Genomic DNA, 16110 nt, shown 5'->3' on the forward strand with positions numbered 1-16110 from the left:
GACCCGAAGGTCGCTGTGAATAATACATTTGCGCGGATTATAGCAAAATTGAGTTTTTAATCATCAACCGAGACATCGGAGGAGTTATTTTTCTCTTCCTTTGGCATGTGCTTGTAAATGTAGACACCAGTAGCAATCATGTAGGCGAAGGTGGCGATCAGCATTCCAAATACTTTGAAGTTAACCCAAACATCCAGAGGTAGCTCGTAAGCGATGTAAATGTTTAGGCCTGCAAAAAATGAGAAGAAGCCTACCCATGCCCAGTTTATCTTCGCCCAAATCGCGTCAGGTAGCGTGATCTCTTTACCCAACATGCCTTTGACGACCGATTTTCCCATTAAGTGGCTGGCGGTTAAGCCAACGGCAAGCACCACGTAAATGATAGTGACTTTCCATTTTATGAAGTTGTCGTCATGGAAGAAAATGGTCATGCTGCCGAATATCGTGACGATGACAAACGTGATCAGTTGCATCTTCTCTACTTTCTTATACAGCGCGTAGGTCACGATAAGTTGAACTGCCGTTGCAACGATGAGTGCTCCAGTCGCTACATAGATGTCGTACATCTTGTATAGAGCGAAGAAGATAATGAGAGGAATAAAATCAAGGATTTGCTTCATGTTGCCAAAAACTACCGAGTTGTTGAGTTGCTGACAGTCTAGCGGAATCTGGCGTAATGTGAATAGCTCAAGGGATTTGGATAAAAAATTGCCGCTCAATGAGCGGCAATGTATTGATATGTTTAAGGCACCTAAAAAGGCGAAATCTTGCTCGTTATTACAGATAGCTTGGTGAGCTTCTGTAGGCTTGACTCATGGCTCGAGAGCTAAACGATTCTTTCCTACGCCACACGTTGGTATTGAGAAATCAGAGACTTTACGTCTTCCAAATAGCCTTCTCTCAACAAGTTATCGACGGTGGCTTCTAGCTCTTCATGCGTCATGGTGAAGCAAGTTGATTTGCCTGTCATTAGGCTCAAATATTGGTGATACTCTTCCTCGGTGTAGCGTCCGATTCTGTCTAACAATAGTGCTTTTATTCCGTGATGAATCAAGCCGTAATATGTGTGTCGGTGAAGTAACATAGCCATCTCCTTATCAAGCTTACTGACTGCATAACAGCAAGCTCAACGCTCTGGATAATTCGGTTTGTACTTCAGTTAAGCAGTTTTAATGCCAACTATTCATTCGCAATTTGATAACTGTTCGTTACGCTGATTTTATCGAAATGAAGCCATCGCACCAGTACATCACGTAATGCGTTGAGTGTGGTTGGCTTTTCCAGACGACCATCCATCAATTTAGCGATCATCTCGAGCTCTTTCTCTCCAGACTCGCCAGACAGGGCGATGATTGGTGTAGTTGGAGAGCACTGCTTGATTTTTTCGCTGGCATCAAACCCATTCATTACCGGCATTTGAACATCCATCAACACCAAATCGACCTGATGTGATTGAAACAGTTCCACCGCATTTGCGCCGTTATTGGCTTGTAAACTATTGACGCCAAGTCGATTTAGGTACATTTGAACCAAAGTACGTTGCACCTCTTTATCATCGACAATGAGCACTGTTGGTGCATCTTTGTTGATTTGTACGACAGGTTCTGGACTTGGTGTGGTTTTGACTTTCTGATTCCAGTTGTAAAAGTTTGGCGTTCGAAGCGTTTCTACTTTCGGTGCATTTGGCACAACCGGAAAATGCAGATAAAACTCAGTAAATTCATTAGTTACCGATTTACACTCAATTCGACCACCAAAAGAACGCATCACGCGCTGACAGTAACCCAAGCCAAGCCCGCTACCGCCGCTTTTCTGGAATGAGAAAAAGTCATCAAAGATTTTGTGTACGATGCTGTCATCAATCCCAGGCCCTGTATCGCGGAAAACAAGCGTGTTTTCATAAGGGCCGACGAGGGTTCTGATTTCAATTTGACTATCGGGATAGGAATCAAAATAGTAAATCGCATTGCGAATCAAATTGAAAATGACAAAGTTGAACAGCGTCTCGTTGATTTTGGCGACAAAGTCGTTTTGAGTCGGAAGTTTCACCCTTTCGATGATGTGTTCGTTTTCAAAACCGTATCGACTCACCGCAAGATCTACAGCTTTATGAATCGAAGTAAGCGAAAGGGGCTCATGTACAGCTGAAGTATCGCTGACTTCGCGCAAGATGATGTCGATGAGTTGGCGTCCACGCTGAATTGCTGCTTGGCCTTTTTCTATATCGCTTATGATCTTGTCATCGGATGCATTGCTATCAATGTGCTGTTTCAGCGCTTCAAATTGAAGCTGAACTTGCGCCAATGGGTTGCGCATCTCATGGGCGATCGAGTTGGCTAACGCGCGGCTTTGACGAATCTTTCTATCAGACTCAATCGTATTTTGTACGCGGATCAACAATGTTTGTAGTGCTGAAATCTCTTCGTTAGAAAACAGTTTGTTATCGCTTTTGTGTGAAGAAATCAGCAAATGTGAAACCGACTTTTCGCGGCCAAACAGTGGCATAACAAGCGCCGTGTTACTCGATCTCATGCGTTCATACAGAGCTTTGATTGAACCTTTTGAAGACGGTTTTTCGTCGAGCCTTTCAGAGAGTTCGTCGAGCACCAAAACCGAATCATTGCTGTGTAAATAATCTTCGTAGAAGGTTTCGGTGTAGTTACTGGTTACGAGTTGAAGCTTGTCATTGGGTATGTTGAGTAATGTGCTCAACTGATGCACGGCATCGTCGATTGAGCGCTTAAACTCTTCTTCTAACGCTAAGATCTGCTGAACTGGTGTTTGTCGATTGCCGTAGATAAAGAACGATGCGATTCGGCTAACGCGTTTGTAGACCAAGTGCCAGGTGATGCCAATCAAGGCGCAAATCGGAATTGAGATGAGCCATTGATTGTCTTCAGACATTGGAATAAATACCGCACCTAGTGGCAGGACGAAAATGGTGCACACAAAAAGCACACTGATCGTCAGATAAGCAAGGTATTTGGCGCTGTAGAATCTCGATGTAAGCAGCGCGTAACCAACAAACAGCATTTCACTGATGGATAACGCTGGTGGTAGCCACGTTAGTGAGAAATCCCCAAGGAAGTAGGTCATGCCTAGGTGTATGACAGCCGTAGACAGCATGAATACTAAGATCCCTGCGATCATGTAATTGTTCTTCGCTATAGAGAGCTTACTGCTGTTTGCGCGCATGCTAATGAGGTTGGTGAGTGTCATAACGACAAAGGTCACCAATCCCATGAAGAAATAAGAAGTGTGAGGGCCAAACTCAATCACAAATTGGCTAGGGCCATCAATCAGCACATTCTCAACGGTTAGGTTCGGGCGTAAATTGATGACCAGAGAATAAACCGTCAGCGCAACAAAAATGCCTTGTTGCCACAGTTTTACTTTGCCTTTTTTCTGCTCTGCGGCGAGCTGGCAAGAAAAGTAGAAAGCAAAAGCAAATGCGAAGAAGGAAGCTAAGTTGGCTAATTTCGACATGAAAATGCCGCCCTCTGACCCAAGCAGAGGTAGCAAATCGGTATGGAAGTAGGCGTTACTGCTAATCCAAATAATAATGCATGTCGAATAGGCGATATAAGGCGCGTGGTACGAACCTAAGATCACTTCGTTCTTTTGTTTAAGGCGATAGCAGTAGTACAGCAGCCACACGAGTACCACGGCCACTGTAGCAAACAGTGTGATGGCTTTCGGGTAGAGTAGGCCACTAAGACCTATATCAAGCATGTTCATTCACCTGCGTATTTTGTCTGATTACTCGAATACGGCGTTTATAATCGCGAAAGTCTGTGCGTTTAAAGGTGTCTACCATCGATTCAAAATTCCAGAAGCCCCGGTACGTATTAATACCGTCACCGTTAATGTCGCAGTATCCTGAATGAAAGTAGGCTTTAGAATCAATAGATTGATAAAAATTTAACATGAACGCTTGTTCTATAATGGTGAACCCAACCTTGTAGCCTGACTGAAACAGCACATTCATCAGCTCTTTTTGTGCAAGATATAAGAAGTAGAGCTTGTGTTGAACGCTGCCGCTCACAGTAAGACGCAGCACTTCGCATACCATCTCTGTTTTATTTATGTGTGTTTGGAATGCCTGATCAAACACTGTTAAAGAACCATAGTCTGTAACGAGGTCACTTGCCAAGATATCAAGACGATTAAGCTCTTGATAGCCGTGCAGGGGGAGACAGAATCGCCATTTTTCACTGTTAAACTGCGGCGCATAACTTAGCCAAGTGTTACGTTGGTTCCAGTCTTGGATTAGCGCTGATGCGACCAACACCGGAGTTGTCTGAGTTTGGAGCAGAATAAAGTGCTTACCTTTCTGAGAAAGTGACAACAAGGGCAAAATCTCATACCACTTTTCTCCTTGAACGAAGAGCTCCAAATTACTCAGCGCAACTGCGTCACTCAAGGTCATTGCCACTGGGTAGCTGGGCAGTTGAACGCGCATTGAAGACTCTGAAATATCATCAATGAGCATTGCTGAGTAAGAGGCGTCTTCGAAGGAGAGTTCAGTCGCTGGCTCGCGGTTTTCAAGCGAGTATTTCTGTTTGATGGCTTCGATTTCGCAAGCGCACCAAAAGTCTAACCAATGAGGGAAGCACTCTGCTGCAATTAATTCAAGTAGATAGACGTCGTCATGTAGGTTGTTCGGATGCAGTCGAACCAAATCTCGATAATCCATTAACTCAAACAAGACAGAAAGACTTTTGGACTGGTACTCAGGATAGCGTGCCAGCAAGTTCGTTTCTCGTTGATGAGTGATGGACTCAAAGAGAGAGGCTCTCTCTTGTGGTGTTAGGAAGCGAAGAACAATATCGATCAGTGCCTGTTGTTTTGTTTCAATAGGCAAATCTGTATTGGAAAGCGAAACCAAAGACAGCTTAAGACTCATGATACAACCTAGATCTGACGTTTTTTATAGTTAGTACGGGCGTTATATCACTTCAGAAAAATTATGCTATTAGTTTCTATTTGTATGGTTACGTAATGCAAAGAATCGAAAAAAAAGCCGCTCTTTTGAGCGGCTTTTAAGTATTTGTTAGGAAACTAAGCTTCTTGCTTCTGTAACTCCGCGTCAGCGGCAGTTTCTTCTACTAAAGCATCAACAATGACCGCACATGCTGCATCACCAGTAATGTTTAGAGCCGTACGAATCATGTCGAAGATACGGTCAAGAGCGAAGAGTAGAGGCAGACCTTCAATTGGAATACCCGCCGCTAGTAGTACTGCTACCACTAGGAAAGAAGGGCCCGGAACACCAGCTTGACCAACCGCACCTAGTGTTGAAGTCACGATGATCGCGATGTAAGCGCCCATGCCTAGGTCGATGTTGAACAGCTGTGCAAAGAAGATAGCAACCAAGCCGTAGTAAATCGCATTACCAGACATGTTGATGGTCGCGCCCAGAGGTAGAACGAATGACGCAGTTGAGTTTTTCACGCCAAGTTCTTTTTCACACGTATCCATAGTGACAGGCAGTGTCGCCATTGACGACGCTGTTGATAGTGCAACTGCTTGTGGTTTTTTCATTGCAGACACGAATTTCTTCGCTGATGTCTTAGTGAAAACATGCACCATTGCAGGGTATACGATAAAGCCAAACACGAGGATTGCTGCAACGTAAACAACGAACAGTTTGAATACAACCATGAGTGCGCCAAAACCGAATGTACCTACGGCTTCTGCCATCAGACCAAAAACACCAATAGGTGCAATGATCATCACTTTATTGATCATCCAAACCATTGCATCAACAATGCAGTTCACGCCATTGATGATTGGTTCACGACGCTCTTTCGCTTGCTTAGAAATCGCAATACCAAAGAACATACAGAATACTAGGATCTGTAGGATGTTCGCTTCATTCAGTGATTGGAAAACGTTGGTTGGGATCATACCAGTGATGGTTGCCCAGAAAGTAGGTAGTTCACCTTTTGAAGCGTACTCTGCCGAGAACATGCCTTCTACGCCAGAAACGTCGATGCCCATGCCCGGTTGGAATACTTCACCCATAAACAGAGCCAATGCAACTGCTAGAGCCGAAGTTAAACCGAAGTACCCCAATGTTACCAAGCCAACTTTACCCGCAGACTGGCTGTTACCAAGACCAGCAGCACCAGAAATCAAAGCGACAGCAACCAATGGGATTACCAGCATCTTGATTAGGTTGATAAAGATAGCACCTAATGGCGCGAATACAGTCGCATCATGACCCATTAGAGCACCAACGGCAGTACCCACGATCATTGCAATGACGACTTGCACGCCAATGTTGTTTAGCAAACTCTTTTGTTTTAACACTTCCATAACCTCTGTGCTAATAAAATGTAAAATCCTAAAATTACCCACCAGCCTGTAATTGTTTTATGGATAATTATCTCGCCTTGCTTTTTACACGTATCGTTCACAATTGGCAATATGCAGCAGAAGCTTATTGATGAAATAATCGATATTTCATTGACGGGTGCTAATTTTTTGCACGATAGCAAACGATTGCCATTTGCTTGATGTATGGATTCTGTGTCTCGATGTGTTCTTGAGTGATAGATTGCGTTTGTTGAAATTAAGTTAATGTTAATGACTTGTTCAACGGTGGAGTTGAGGAAGGGCTTTGGTTTTTTGGTTTGATATTTATAACAATAATTAGCTAACACGCTCACATTTTGGTTCGTTCGGGCATCTGAATGTTAAATTTTTTACATTCTTGCGTTTTTAAATCTTGTAAATGTAATGTTAACAAAAGGCGATGTGGCTTTTCCAAGCCTCTTAGTCGCCCATGATGCGTGACTCTCTTAAAGGAATTCACGAACAACAATGAAAATGACAAAGTTTTAGAGGGTAAGCCATTATGATGAACCTTGCTGCTGCATTGCAGAGAAATGCTGCAAGTAAACCGAATAAAACGGCTTTGATATGTGGTGATAAAAAATTCACATACGCAGAATTTGACGCGATTGCAGGTAAGATCGCGACTTCGATGATTAAAGCGGGCGTCAAACCGGGAGACCGAGTGGCGTTATCGTGCCCGAATTTGCCTTTCTTTCCTTTCGTTTATTTTGCGGTTCAGAAGGCGGGTGCCGTTACCGTTCCGCTGAACGTGTTGCTCAAATCTAGAGAAATCAAATACCACCTAGAAGATTCGAAAGCGAAGTTTTACTTCTGTTTTGAAGGAACGCCCGAACTGCCAATGGCGAAAGAAGGCATGAAAGCGTTTAAAGAGGTGGGTGCGTGTGAAACGATGATCGTAATGACGCAAGATCAAACGCAAAAAGAGTACCAAGGTTTACCGACACTGACGTCTTTTATAGAAGATATCGAACCTTTGGCGGATTACGTTGCTCGCGATGCGGATGACACTTGTGTGATTTTGTATACATCAGGCACAACGGGACTGCCCAAAGGAGCAGAGCTCACGCAGCAAAACATCGTAATGAATGCGCTTGTGGCTCAGAACATCATGGCGAGTCAGGCTGATGATGTTCATCTAGTAACGTTGCCACTGTTTCATACATTCGGTCAAACCGTGCATCTCAATGCTAGCGTGCAAAGCGGTGCAACTTTGGTTTTAGTCCCTCGATTTGATCCGAAACATGTGTTGGAGCTGATCGAAAAGCATCGAGTGACGCTCTTTGCCGGTGTGCCTACGATGTACATTGGTTTGCTGCATGTTGAACATAATTGCGATATTTCGTCGCTACGAGTAGCCGTTAGTGGAGGCTCGTCGCTACCGACAGAAGTATTTAAGACCTTTGAAGCACGATTCAATGTACCAATTCTAGAAGGTTACGGCTTGTCCGAAACCAGTCCGATAGCGTGTTTTAATCACCTTGATCAGGAGCGAGTACCGGGCTCTGTCGGGCAACCGATTCAAGGTGTTGAGGTGAAAGTCGTTGATCTTGACGGTCATGCTCTCCCTGTCGGTGAGGAAGGAGAAATTATTGTGCGCGGGCACAACGTCATGAAAGGTTATCTAGATCGCCCAGAAGTGACGGAATCGGTGTTGCAAAGTGGTTGGTTCCATACCGGTGACGTCGGGCGATTTGATGAGTCGGGTAATCTGTTTATTGTCGACAGGATGAAAGACCTGATCATTCGAGGAGGCTTCAATGTGTATCCTCGTGAGATTGAAGAAGTATTCATGACGCATCCTGCGGTAGCGATGGTGGCCGTGATAGGTATTCCGCATCAAGAATATGGCGAAGAGATCAAAGCCTACGTGGTATTAAAACCGAATCAATTTGTCGAAGCCGATGAGCTGCAATTATGGGGGCGAGAGCAGTTAGCCAATTTCAAATACCCAAGGTTTGTCGAAATTCGTGAACAGTTACCGATGAGTGCTACGGGCAAGATCTTAAAGAGAGAGCTAAAATCGGAACTCGAAGTCGCATAAGTATGATGTCAAAGCCAGCGAAGCTCTCGCTGGCTTTTTGTTTGATCTACATGGCATTGGCTGGTGGTCGTTTTGGCTGAGTACGCCGGTTAGACCAAAGACGTGTTTGCATCTATAACTATTCCAACTGTTTGAGATACGCTTCCATTTTCAGCGGATTCAATATGGTAATACTGCCGTATTGCAGCCTAAGAACGTTCGAGTTTTCCAATTTCTTTAGTACCTTATGAACACTTTGTCGTGTTAGCCCCATCATGTTGGCGATGTGCTCACGAGTCACTTTCACTAAACAAGACTGGGCACTTATAGGACGGTTATGTTGATATTCTGCCAGAAGCAATAACCGTCTGCCGATCCTCTCTTCTATACCGCGAATGGCGTCGTCTTCGATAACGGAAATAGCTGACCATAATCTGCGGCTGAGCAAATCCAGAATCACAGGGTAGCTTTGTGGATATTTGGCTAACAACTGCCGAAATTTATCGCCAGGTAGCTCTAATAGGGTTACGTCGGTATGAGCCGTTGCTCCGAAAATGCGTGGCATGCCGGGTGAAAATACATTGTCGCCAAACCATCCTCCGGCTTCGAAAATCATCAAGGTGACTTCTTTTCCTTTGGAACTTATCGAGTTAACGCGTACAGAACCTTTGGCTATCACCATCAATGAAGAGTGCTGCGCGCCTTTGCTGCAAATGAGTGCTTTCTCGTCGAAGTGTCGTGCGCGAACGATTTGTACTGCTTCGTTTATTCCTTCCACTGGCAAACCGGCTAAAACAGGGCATTGCAGCAACAACGATTTGATATCTTCCATGTCAGTACCTTACAAAACAGGTTTGAACAATGGCATGTTATCACTTTATGGATTCGCTTCTTTAAAAGACGGTTGGAAGTGAGAGCATTGCGAGGTTTGCAATCAAGTTGATAAAAAAACGCCCATTAACGAGAATCAATGAGCGTTTGCAGTGTTTAGCTTGTGGTGTCGGTTACTTTTGAGTTGCCGCCTTCATTGCTGAGACAAATTCACCAAGCTTATCGAGCATGATTTGCGGTTGCTCTACGTGTGCTTCGATGATTTTTACGACTGCTGAACCCGAAATTGCACCTGCAGCACCCGCTTCAATGGCTTGTTTTACTTGAGCTGGTTCAGAAATGCCGAAACCAAGTAACGCTGGTGGTGCATCAAACTGGTTTAGCTTTTCAAGCATGTGGTCAACTGGCATGTTAGCTTTGGTTTCTGCACCCGTCACACCCGCGCGCGAAAGCAGGTAAGTGTAGCCGCCGCCCAATTCAGAAACTTGTTTTAGCGTCTCGTCACTTGCCGTTGGTGGTGCGATAAAGATTGGGTGGATTCCAAATTTCTCTGCCGCGGCTACGAACTCTGCGCTTTCGTTAGTCGGAACGTCTGCAATGAGAACGGAATCGATGCCCGCTTTTGCACAGCGCTCGTAGAAGCTCTCAATACCGCGTGAGTATACGAGGTTGGCGTACATCAATAGACCAATTGGCAGGTCTGGGTACTTTGCTCGAATTTTTCCGATTTGCTCAAAACAGATATCCGGAGTTGCACCCGAATCTAACGCTCGAATGTTGGCACCTTGAATTGTTGGGCCGTCCGCCAATGGGTCTGAGAACGGAATACCAAGTTCAAGCGCATCAGCGCCAGATTCAACCAGTGCTTCCATAATCTTGTACGATTGCTCGGCGTTTGGATCACAAACCGTCACGAATGGTACAAATGCGCCTTGGTTTTTCTCGTTTAGGCGTGCAAACATCTTCTCATAACGGCTCATTAGATTACTCCTTTTTCTTCTAAGATGGCGTGTACGGTGAAGATGTCTTTGTCACCACGACCAGATAGGTTAACAACCAGTAATTGCTCTTTTTCAGGATTCTCACGAGCCATACGCAGTGCATGTGCCAGAGCATGAGAAGATTCAAGTGCAGGAATGATGCCTTCGCTGCGGGCTAGTTCTTGGAATGCTTCTAATGCTTCATCATCCGTTACGTTGTCGTATTCAGCGCGACCGATAGCGTTAAGGTGTGCGTGCTGTGGACCAACAGAAGGGAAGTCTAGACCGGCTGAAACAGAGTAAGACTCTTCAACCTGACCATTCTCATCTTGCATTAATGGTGCCTTCATACCAAAGAAGATACCTGTTTTACCATGCTTAAGTGGCGCACCGTGTTGATCTGTATCGATACCTTTACCTGCTGGCTCCACGCCAATCAGGCGAACGCTTTCTTCTTCGATAAAATCTGCAAACATACCAATCGCGTTTGAGCCGCCACCCACACAGGCGATAACAGCATCAGGTAGGCGACCTTCACGTGCCAGAATTTGGTTTTTAGTTTCTTCACCAATCATGCGTTGGAACTCACGCACAATAGTCGGGAATGGGTGAGGGCCTGCTGCTGTACCGAGAAGGTAGTGTGCGTCTTCGTAGCTGCCTGACCAATCACGCAGCGCTTCATTACAAGCATCTTTAAGTGTTGCAGAGCCTGAATGGACAGGAATCACTTCTGCACCCATCAGTTTCATGCGGAACACGTTCGGGCTTTGACGTTCAACGTCTTTTGCACCCATGTAAACTCGACACTTGAGGCCAAGTAGTGCACACGCAAGTGCAGTTGCTACACCGTGTTGACCTGCGCCTGTTTCTGCGATGATTTCGTGTTTACCCATGCGCTTCGCTAGTAGCGCCTGACCAAGTACTTGGTTGGTTTTGTGTGCGCCGCCGTGAAGCAGATCTTCACGTTTTAGGTACAATTTTGTTTTTGTGCCTTTGGTTAGGTTACGAGTTAGAGTCAGTGCCGTTGGGCGACCAGCGTACTCTTGAAGGAGCGTCATGAACTCGCTGCGAAATTCTGGATCTTCTTGCGCGTCAATAAACGCTTGCTCTAGTTGCTCAAGTGCTGGAACTAGAATTTGCGGAACGTATTGACCGCCATATTCGCCAAAGTAGGCATTCAGTTTTGCCATTTTGATAATCCTTCTCGTATTTTTATAACTGCGAATAACTTTAGTAGTTGCGAATAGCGCGAAATGCGGCTTGCAACTTCTGTGAATCTTTTTTCCCCGGTGCGCTTTCTACTCCAGAGTTTAAATCTAATCCCAAGCAGCCTAATTTTGCTGCTTGCTGTGCATTTTCAGGCGACAGTCCACCTGCCAGCATGATTTGACTTGGATCGCCGATCAAAGACCAGTCGAACACGTGGCCTGTGCCGCCAGTTTGAGTACCAACTTGAGCATCCAGTAGGTGACGGTCAATGTTGTCCGCTAGCAAGGATGGCTTTGTATCCGCCACGCCGTAGGCTTTCCAAATCTCGACGCCAACGGGTAGTTCTGTTTTGAGCTGGTTTACGTACTCTTGATCTTCTTGTCCATGTAACTGTACGGCTTTTAAGCCCAAAGACGTTACGATTGAGGCGACATAATCAACGTCGTGATTTTGGAACACGCCAACATAATTAAGTGGCGCGCCGCTCATGGTTAGGCGAGCACTTTCAAAATCGACCGCTCGTTTTGATTTCTCAACGAAAATCAGACCACCAAATACTGCGCCGGCTTGATACGCTTTTGCCGCATCATCTGGGTGAGTCAGACCGCAAACCTTATTTTCACCTAGCGTTACTCTACGAACCGCAAGTTCTAAGTTGTCTTCCGCCATCAGCGAGCTGCCAATCAAAAAGCCGTCTGCATATTCTGCTAAGTCACGAACTTGTTGATGAGTGTAAATGCCAGACTCTGAAATAACCGTTGCGTTTGGTGCAAGCTTACGAATGGTTGGCGCAAGCGCTTTAGTGCGGTTTAAATCCGTTGTTAAGTCGCGCAAGTTGCGGTTGTTTATACCGATAACTTTAGCGCCAAGCTGAACTGCGCGGTGAAGCTCTTCTTCGTTGCTGACTTCCGTTAAAATGCCCATATTTAGGCTGTGCGCAGCTTCTTCTAACGCTTTGTACTCTTCGTCATTCAGTACCGAAAGCATGAGCAATACCGCATCCGCGCCATAATGACGAGCAAGGTAAACTTGGTAGGTATCGACCATGAAGTCCTTACACAACACTGGTTGTTTCACTTGTCGGCGAACTTGAGGTAGAAAATCGAAGCTACCCTGGAAGTATTTTTCATCGGTCAGAACCGAGATCGCGTCTGCGTAGTTGTTGTAAACCGACGCGATGTAGTCCAAATCGAAGTCGTTGCGAATAAGGCCTTTTGATGGCGATGCCTTTTTGCATTCTGTAATGAATACGGTTTTATCGCCACTCAATGCATCATAAAAACTGCGATCCGACGGCAATAGATCCGATTGAAAAGTGCTCAGATGCTGTGATGCTTTTCGCTCTGCTACCCATTGGTATTTATCGCGAACAATTTTGGCAAGCACTTCCGCCATTTCTGCTTCTTTTTTTGAGACGTGCTCTGATAAGTTGTTTGCTTGCTGGGTGTTGAAGTCAGTCATCTTCATCTGTTCCTTAAGCGTGCGCGGCAAGTTGCTGTACCAATTGGTAAGCTTTGCCTGAGTTCATAGCCTCGATCGCTTGCTGCGTGTTGGCTTTTAAATCTTCGTGGCCGAATAAACGCATTAGAAGTGCGACGTTAACCGCGACTGCGCCTAGTTGTGCGTCTGTACCTTTACCCGTCAGAATGTTGGTGATGATCGCTTTGTTTTCTTCCGGGTCACCGCCTTTAATGGCTTCTAGCGGGTGAGACTCTAGACCAAAATCTTCTGGCGATAGCGTGTATTCGATGATCTTGCCATCTCTGATTTCGGCAACCGTTGTTGTACCGTGAATGGCCACTTCATCCAATCCGCTACCATGTACGACAGCGGCGCGCTTCATACCCATTTGTAGCATGGTTTCTGCGATAGGACGAACCAGTTCTTCACTGTAGACGCCCATTAATTCGATGTTTGGACGTGCAGGGTTAATCAACGGGCCAAGAATGTTGAAAATGGTGCGCGTTTTCATGGTTTGGCGCACAGGCATCGCGTGGCGAACGCCTCCGTGATATTGAGGCGCGAACAAGAAGGCAACGCCAATGTCGTCAACCGCTTTGCGGGTGTCTTCAGCACTCATTGCTAGGTTGATGCCAAACGAGTCCAGTAAGTCAGAAGAGCCGGATTTACTTGATACGCTGCGGTTGCCGTGTTTCGCGACCTTTAGGCCACATGCTGCTGCAACAAAGGCGGCCGTCGTCGAGATATTGATAGTATTGTGACCATCGCCCCCTGTCCCTACGATGTCTGCAAAGTCGTAATCAGGACGAGGGAACGGGTTCGCATTCGCCAGTAGGGCTTTTGCTGCACCGGCAATTTCATCAGGCGTTTCGCCTTTGATCTTTAATGCTGTTAATGCCGATGCCATTAAAATTGGATCAAGCTCGCCGCGAATAATAGTGTCGAACAGCTGTTGGCTTTCTTCTTGAGTCAGTGATTGCTGTTCGTACAGTTTGTTGATGATTGCTTCCATAGTTTCTCTCCCCATTTCCTTATGCGTTATTTTTCTCAAGCGCCCATTCAATAGCGTTGCCCAACAAGGTTGCGCCGTAAGTCGTCATTATTGACTCTGGGTGGAACTGAAATCCGCAAACTTTATCTTGTTCGTGCACAACAGACATGACCAAATTGTCGACTTCGGCAGTGATGGTCAGGCTGTCTGGTACCTTTGTCGCCACTAAAGAGTGATAACGCGCAATTGCAAGTGGCGAGGGCAGATTTTGATAAATTGCGTGGTCTTGGTGCTCCATCATCGACACTTTGCCGTGGATGATTTCACCAGCGCCAGCGACAGTGCCGCCATATGCTTCAACAATCGCTTGGTGACCAAGACAAATACCAATCATTGGCATTTTGCCTTTCATTCGTTGAATCAGCTCTGGCATCGAACCTGCTTCTGATGGCGCACCTGGTCCCGGTGATAACAGAACGACGGGGTTTTCGAGCTCGTTTATTGCTTGTTCGATGGTTTCTGCCGGAATGTGGTTACGATAAATTTTGACTGAGTGACCTAATGAGCGGAATTGGTCCACAAGGTTATAGGTGAACGAGTCAAAGTTATCGATGAATACGATGTTCGCCATGTCTGCTACTCCTTGTTTGCAGGTTGAGAATGCGCTGCTTGAATAGCAGAGATAACCGCTTGAGCTTTTCCGCGTGTTTCATCGGCTTCCGCTTGAGGGTCAGAATCGAATACCACGCCTGCACCTGCTTGTACTTGAGCAATGCCGTTTTCCACGTAAGCCGAGCGAATCACGATACAAGTGTCGAGCGTGCCTTCTCCGGTCAGATAGCCTACCGCTCCGCCATAGCTGCCACGACGAGCACCTTCGACATCGCGAATCAGTTGCATTGCACGAATTTTTGGCGCTCCAGTTAACGTGCCCATGTTCATACAAGCTTGGTAAGCGTGCAAAGCATCAAGGTCATCGCGCAACTGGCCAACCACGCGGGACACCAAGTGCATAACATGGCTGTAACGGTCAACTTTAAGGAGATCGGCAACATGACGAGTACCAGCTTGTGAGATGCGCGCTACATCATTACGAGCTAGGTCTACCAACATCATATGTTCAGCGTTCTCTTTTTTGTCGCTACGCAGTTCAAGTTCAATACGGCTATCTAAATCAAAATCGATTTCGCCATTTGGACGTTTACCGCGACGGCGAGTCCCCGCAATTGGGTAGATTTCTATTTGGTTGGTGTCGGTTTCATACTTCAAGGCACTTTCTGGAGACGCACCAAACAAAGTGAACAGCTCATCTTGCATGTAGAACATGTAAGGGCTTGGGTTGCTTTGCTTTAGCTCTTTGTAAGCTGCTAGCGGAGAAGGGCAAGGCAATGTGAATCGACGAGAAGGAACTACTTGGAAAATATCGCCTTTTACCACGAATTCTTTTAGATCACGGACGATTTGACAGAAATCTTGATCCGAAACGCTTGGTTGAGCTGTGATATTGGCCACTTGCGTTGCGTCTGGAAGACGCTTTGGCGATGTGCATTGAGCTCGGATATCTTCGATTCGACTTTCTAGCGCTGCCTTTTGCGAGCCGTCAACGAACAATGTTGCTTGCAGTTGGCAGGATTCTGTTTGGTGATCTACAACCATCAATGTTTCCGCGACATAGAAGACGTAATCCGGACACTGGTTTGTTGCTACCGCGTCTCCTAATGGTTCGAAGTTCGCCACCAAGTCATACGCAAATAGGCCACCAAGGAAAATGGCATGTTTGTCTTGCGAAGAAAGATCAAAACTGTGCTGTACCAAACGAAGCGCATCAAAAGAAGAGGCTTCTCGTAGACGAGAATCTTCATCAATCGTATCGCATGGTTGGATGAATTCTAAAGTCAGTGTTTCGCCGTCAAATTGGCTTGCGACTTCGCCACGTACGTTTTGATTCAAATGCGTCAGTAGGTTTTTGCCGTTCTCCGTTAGAGCATGAAAGCTGACGGTATGTCCATAACAAACGATGCGAACCGCAGAATCGACGATTAACAGCGATTTGAGATTCTGTTTAGAATCAATTTCAGCCGATTCTAAAAGCAAGCTATCCGTTTTGTTCTCACAAATAGTATGGAACAGACGGGTTGGGTCTTGAGTGTAAGGAACAGAAGCTTTTAATACTTCCAGTTGTCCAAGTTTCTTAATTTCAATGGCCTTGTTCACAAGACCTCCTTGTAGCTGTTTTAATCGTCCTGCAGTACATA

At 45.7% G+C, this 16110-nt stretch carries 13 protein-coding genes; 1 reads left to right on the forward strand and 12 read right to left on the reverse strand.

Going from position 1 to position 16110, the window contains the following annotated elements; genetic code table 11:
- Positions 1 to 56: 56 nt before the first annotated feature.
- From ACYJZR_RS05695 to ACYJZR_RS05715, 5 genes are all read right to left on the reverse strand, one after another.
- The gene (locus ACYJZR_RS05695) at positions 57 to 620 is read right to left on the reverse strand and encodes a septation protein A (RefSeq protein WP_005481614.1); all 564 of its coding nucleotides are present in this window, start codon (positions 618 to 620) and stop codon (positions 57 to 59) included.
- A gap of 221 nt (positions 621 to 841) precedes the next feature.
- Positions 842 to 1084, reverse strand: coding sequence for a hypothetical protein (locus ACYJZR_RS05700; protein ID WP_005481662.1), 243 nt, complete (start codon positions 1082 to 1084; stop codon positions 842 to 844).
- A 95-nt stretch (positions 1085 to 1179) separates the two neighbouring features.
- Entirely contained in the window at positions 1180 to 3732 is a 2553-nt protein-coding gene (gene luxN / locus ACYJZR_RS05705) for a quorum-sensing autoinducer 1 sensor kinase/phosphatase LuxN (RefSeq protein WP_406965893.1), read from the reverse strand.
- A complete protein-coding gene (opaM, locus tag ACYJZR_RS05710; RefSeq protein WP_140285306.1) occupies positions 3725 to 4906 on the reverse strand; it encodes an acyl-homoserine-lactone synthase OpaM in 1182 nt (393 codons plus the stop codon). Before opaM ends, luxN begins: the two co-directional genes overlap by 8 nt.
- A gap of 155 nt (positions 4907 to 5061) precedes the next feature.
- On the reverse strand, positions 5062 to 6321 hold the full coding sequence (locus ACYJZR_RS05715) for a dicarboxylate/amino acid:cation symporter (RefSeq protein WP_021484952.1): 1260 nt from the start codon (positions 6319 to 6321) through the stop codon (positions 5062 to 5064).
- A 541-nt stretch (positions 6322 to 6862) separates the two neighbouring features.
- Here ACYJZR_RS05715 and ACYJZR_RS05720 point away from each other — a divergent pair.
- Positions 6863 to 8404: a long-chain-fatty-acid--CoA ligase gene (locus ACYJZR_RS05720; protein WP_406965891.1), complete on the forward strand. Its 1542-nt coding sequence runs from the start codon at positions 6863 to 6865 to the stop codon at positions 8402 to 8404.
- 118 nt (positions 8405 to 8522) lie between these two features.
- Here the strand turns inward: ACYJZR_RS05720 and ACYJZR_RS05725 are convergent, their stop codons facing one another.
- The 7 genes from ACYJZR_RS05725 to ACYJZR_RS05755 all read right to left on the reverse strand — a co-directional run bounded on the left by ACYJZR_RS05725 (position 8523) and on the right by ACYJZR_RS05755 (position 16069).
- Entirely contained in the window at positions 8523 to 9215 is a 693-nt protein-coding gene (locus tag ACYJZR_RS05725) for a Crp/Fnr family transcriptional regulator (protein ID WP_406965889.1), read from the reverse strand.
- Positions 9216 to 9387: 172 nt separating this feature from the next.
- Positions 9388 to 10194 carry a tryptophan synthase subunit alpha gene (gene trpA / locus ACYJZR_RS05730; protein ID WP_025500806.1) on the reverse strand — a complete coding sequence of 269 codons (807 nt, stop codon included), beginning with the start codon at positions 10192 to 10194 and terminating at the stop codon, positions 9388 to 9390.
- Positions 10194 to 11384, reverse strand: coding sequence for a tryptophan synthase subunit beta (trpB, locus tag ACYJZR_RS05735; RefSeq protein ID WP_005465096.1), 1191 nt, complete (start codon positions 11382 to 11384; stop codon positions 10194 to 10196). The genes trpA and trpB overlap by 1 nt, the downstream gene beginning before the upstream one ends.
- Before the next feature lie 40 nt (positions 11385 to 11424).
- A complete protein-coding gene (gene trpCF, locus ACYJZR_RS05740; RefSeq protein WP_406965886.1) occupies positions 11425 to 12864 on the reverse strand; it encodes a bifunctional indole-3-glycerol-phosphate synthase TrpC/phosphoribosylanthranilate isomerase TrpF in 1440 nt (479 codons plus the stop codon).
- A gap of 13 nt (positions 12865 to 12877) precedes the next feature.
- Positions 12878 to 13876, reverse strand: coding sequence for an anthranilate phosphoribosyltransferase (gene trpD / locus ACYJZR_RS05745; protein ID WP_140318966.1), 999 nt, complete (start codon positions 13874 to 13876; stop codon positions 12878 to 12880).
- A 19-nt stretch (positions 13877 to 13895) separates the two neighbouring features.
- On the reverse strand, positions 13896 to 14486 hold the full coding sequence (locus ACYJZR_RS05750; protein WP_406965883.1) for an aminodeoxychorismate/anthranilate synthase component II: 591 nt from the start codon (positions 14484 to 14486) through the stop codon (positions 13896 to 13898).
- Between the two features lie 5 nt (positions 14487 to 14491).
- Positions 14492 to 16069, reverse strand: a complete 1578-nt coding sequence (locus ACYJZR_RS05755) for an anthranilate synthase component 1 (RefSeq protein WP_406965881.1) — start codon at positions 16067 to 16069, stop codon at positions 14492 to 14494.
- Between the last annotated feature and the right edge of the window lie 41 nt (positions 16070 to 16110).

Source organism: Vibrio sp. RC2502, assembly GCF_054850435.1.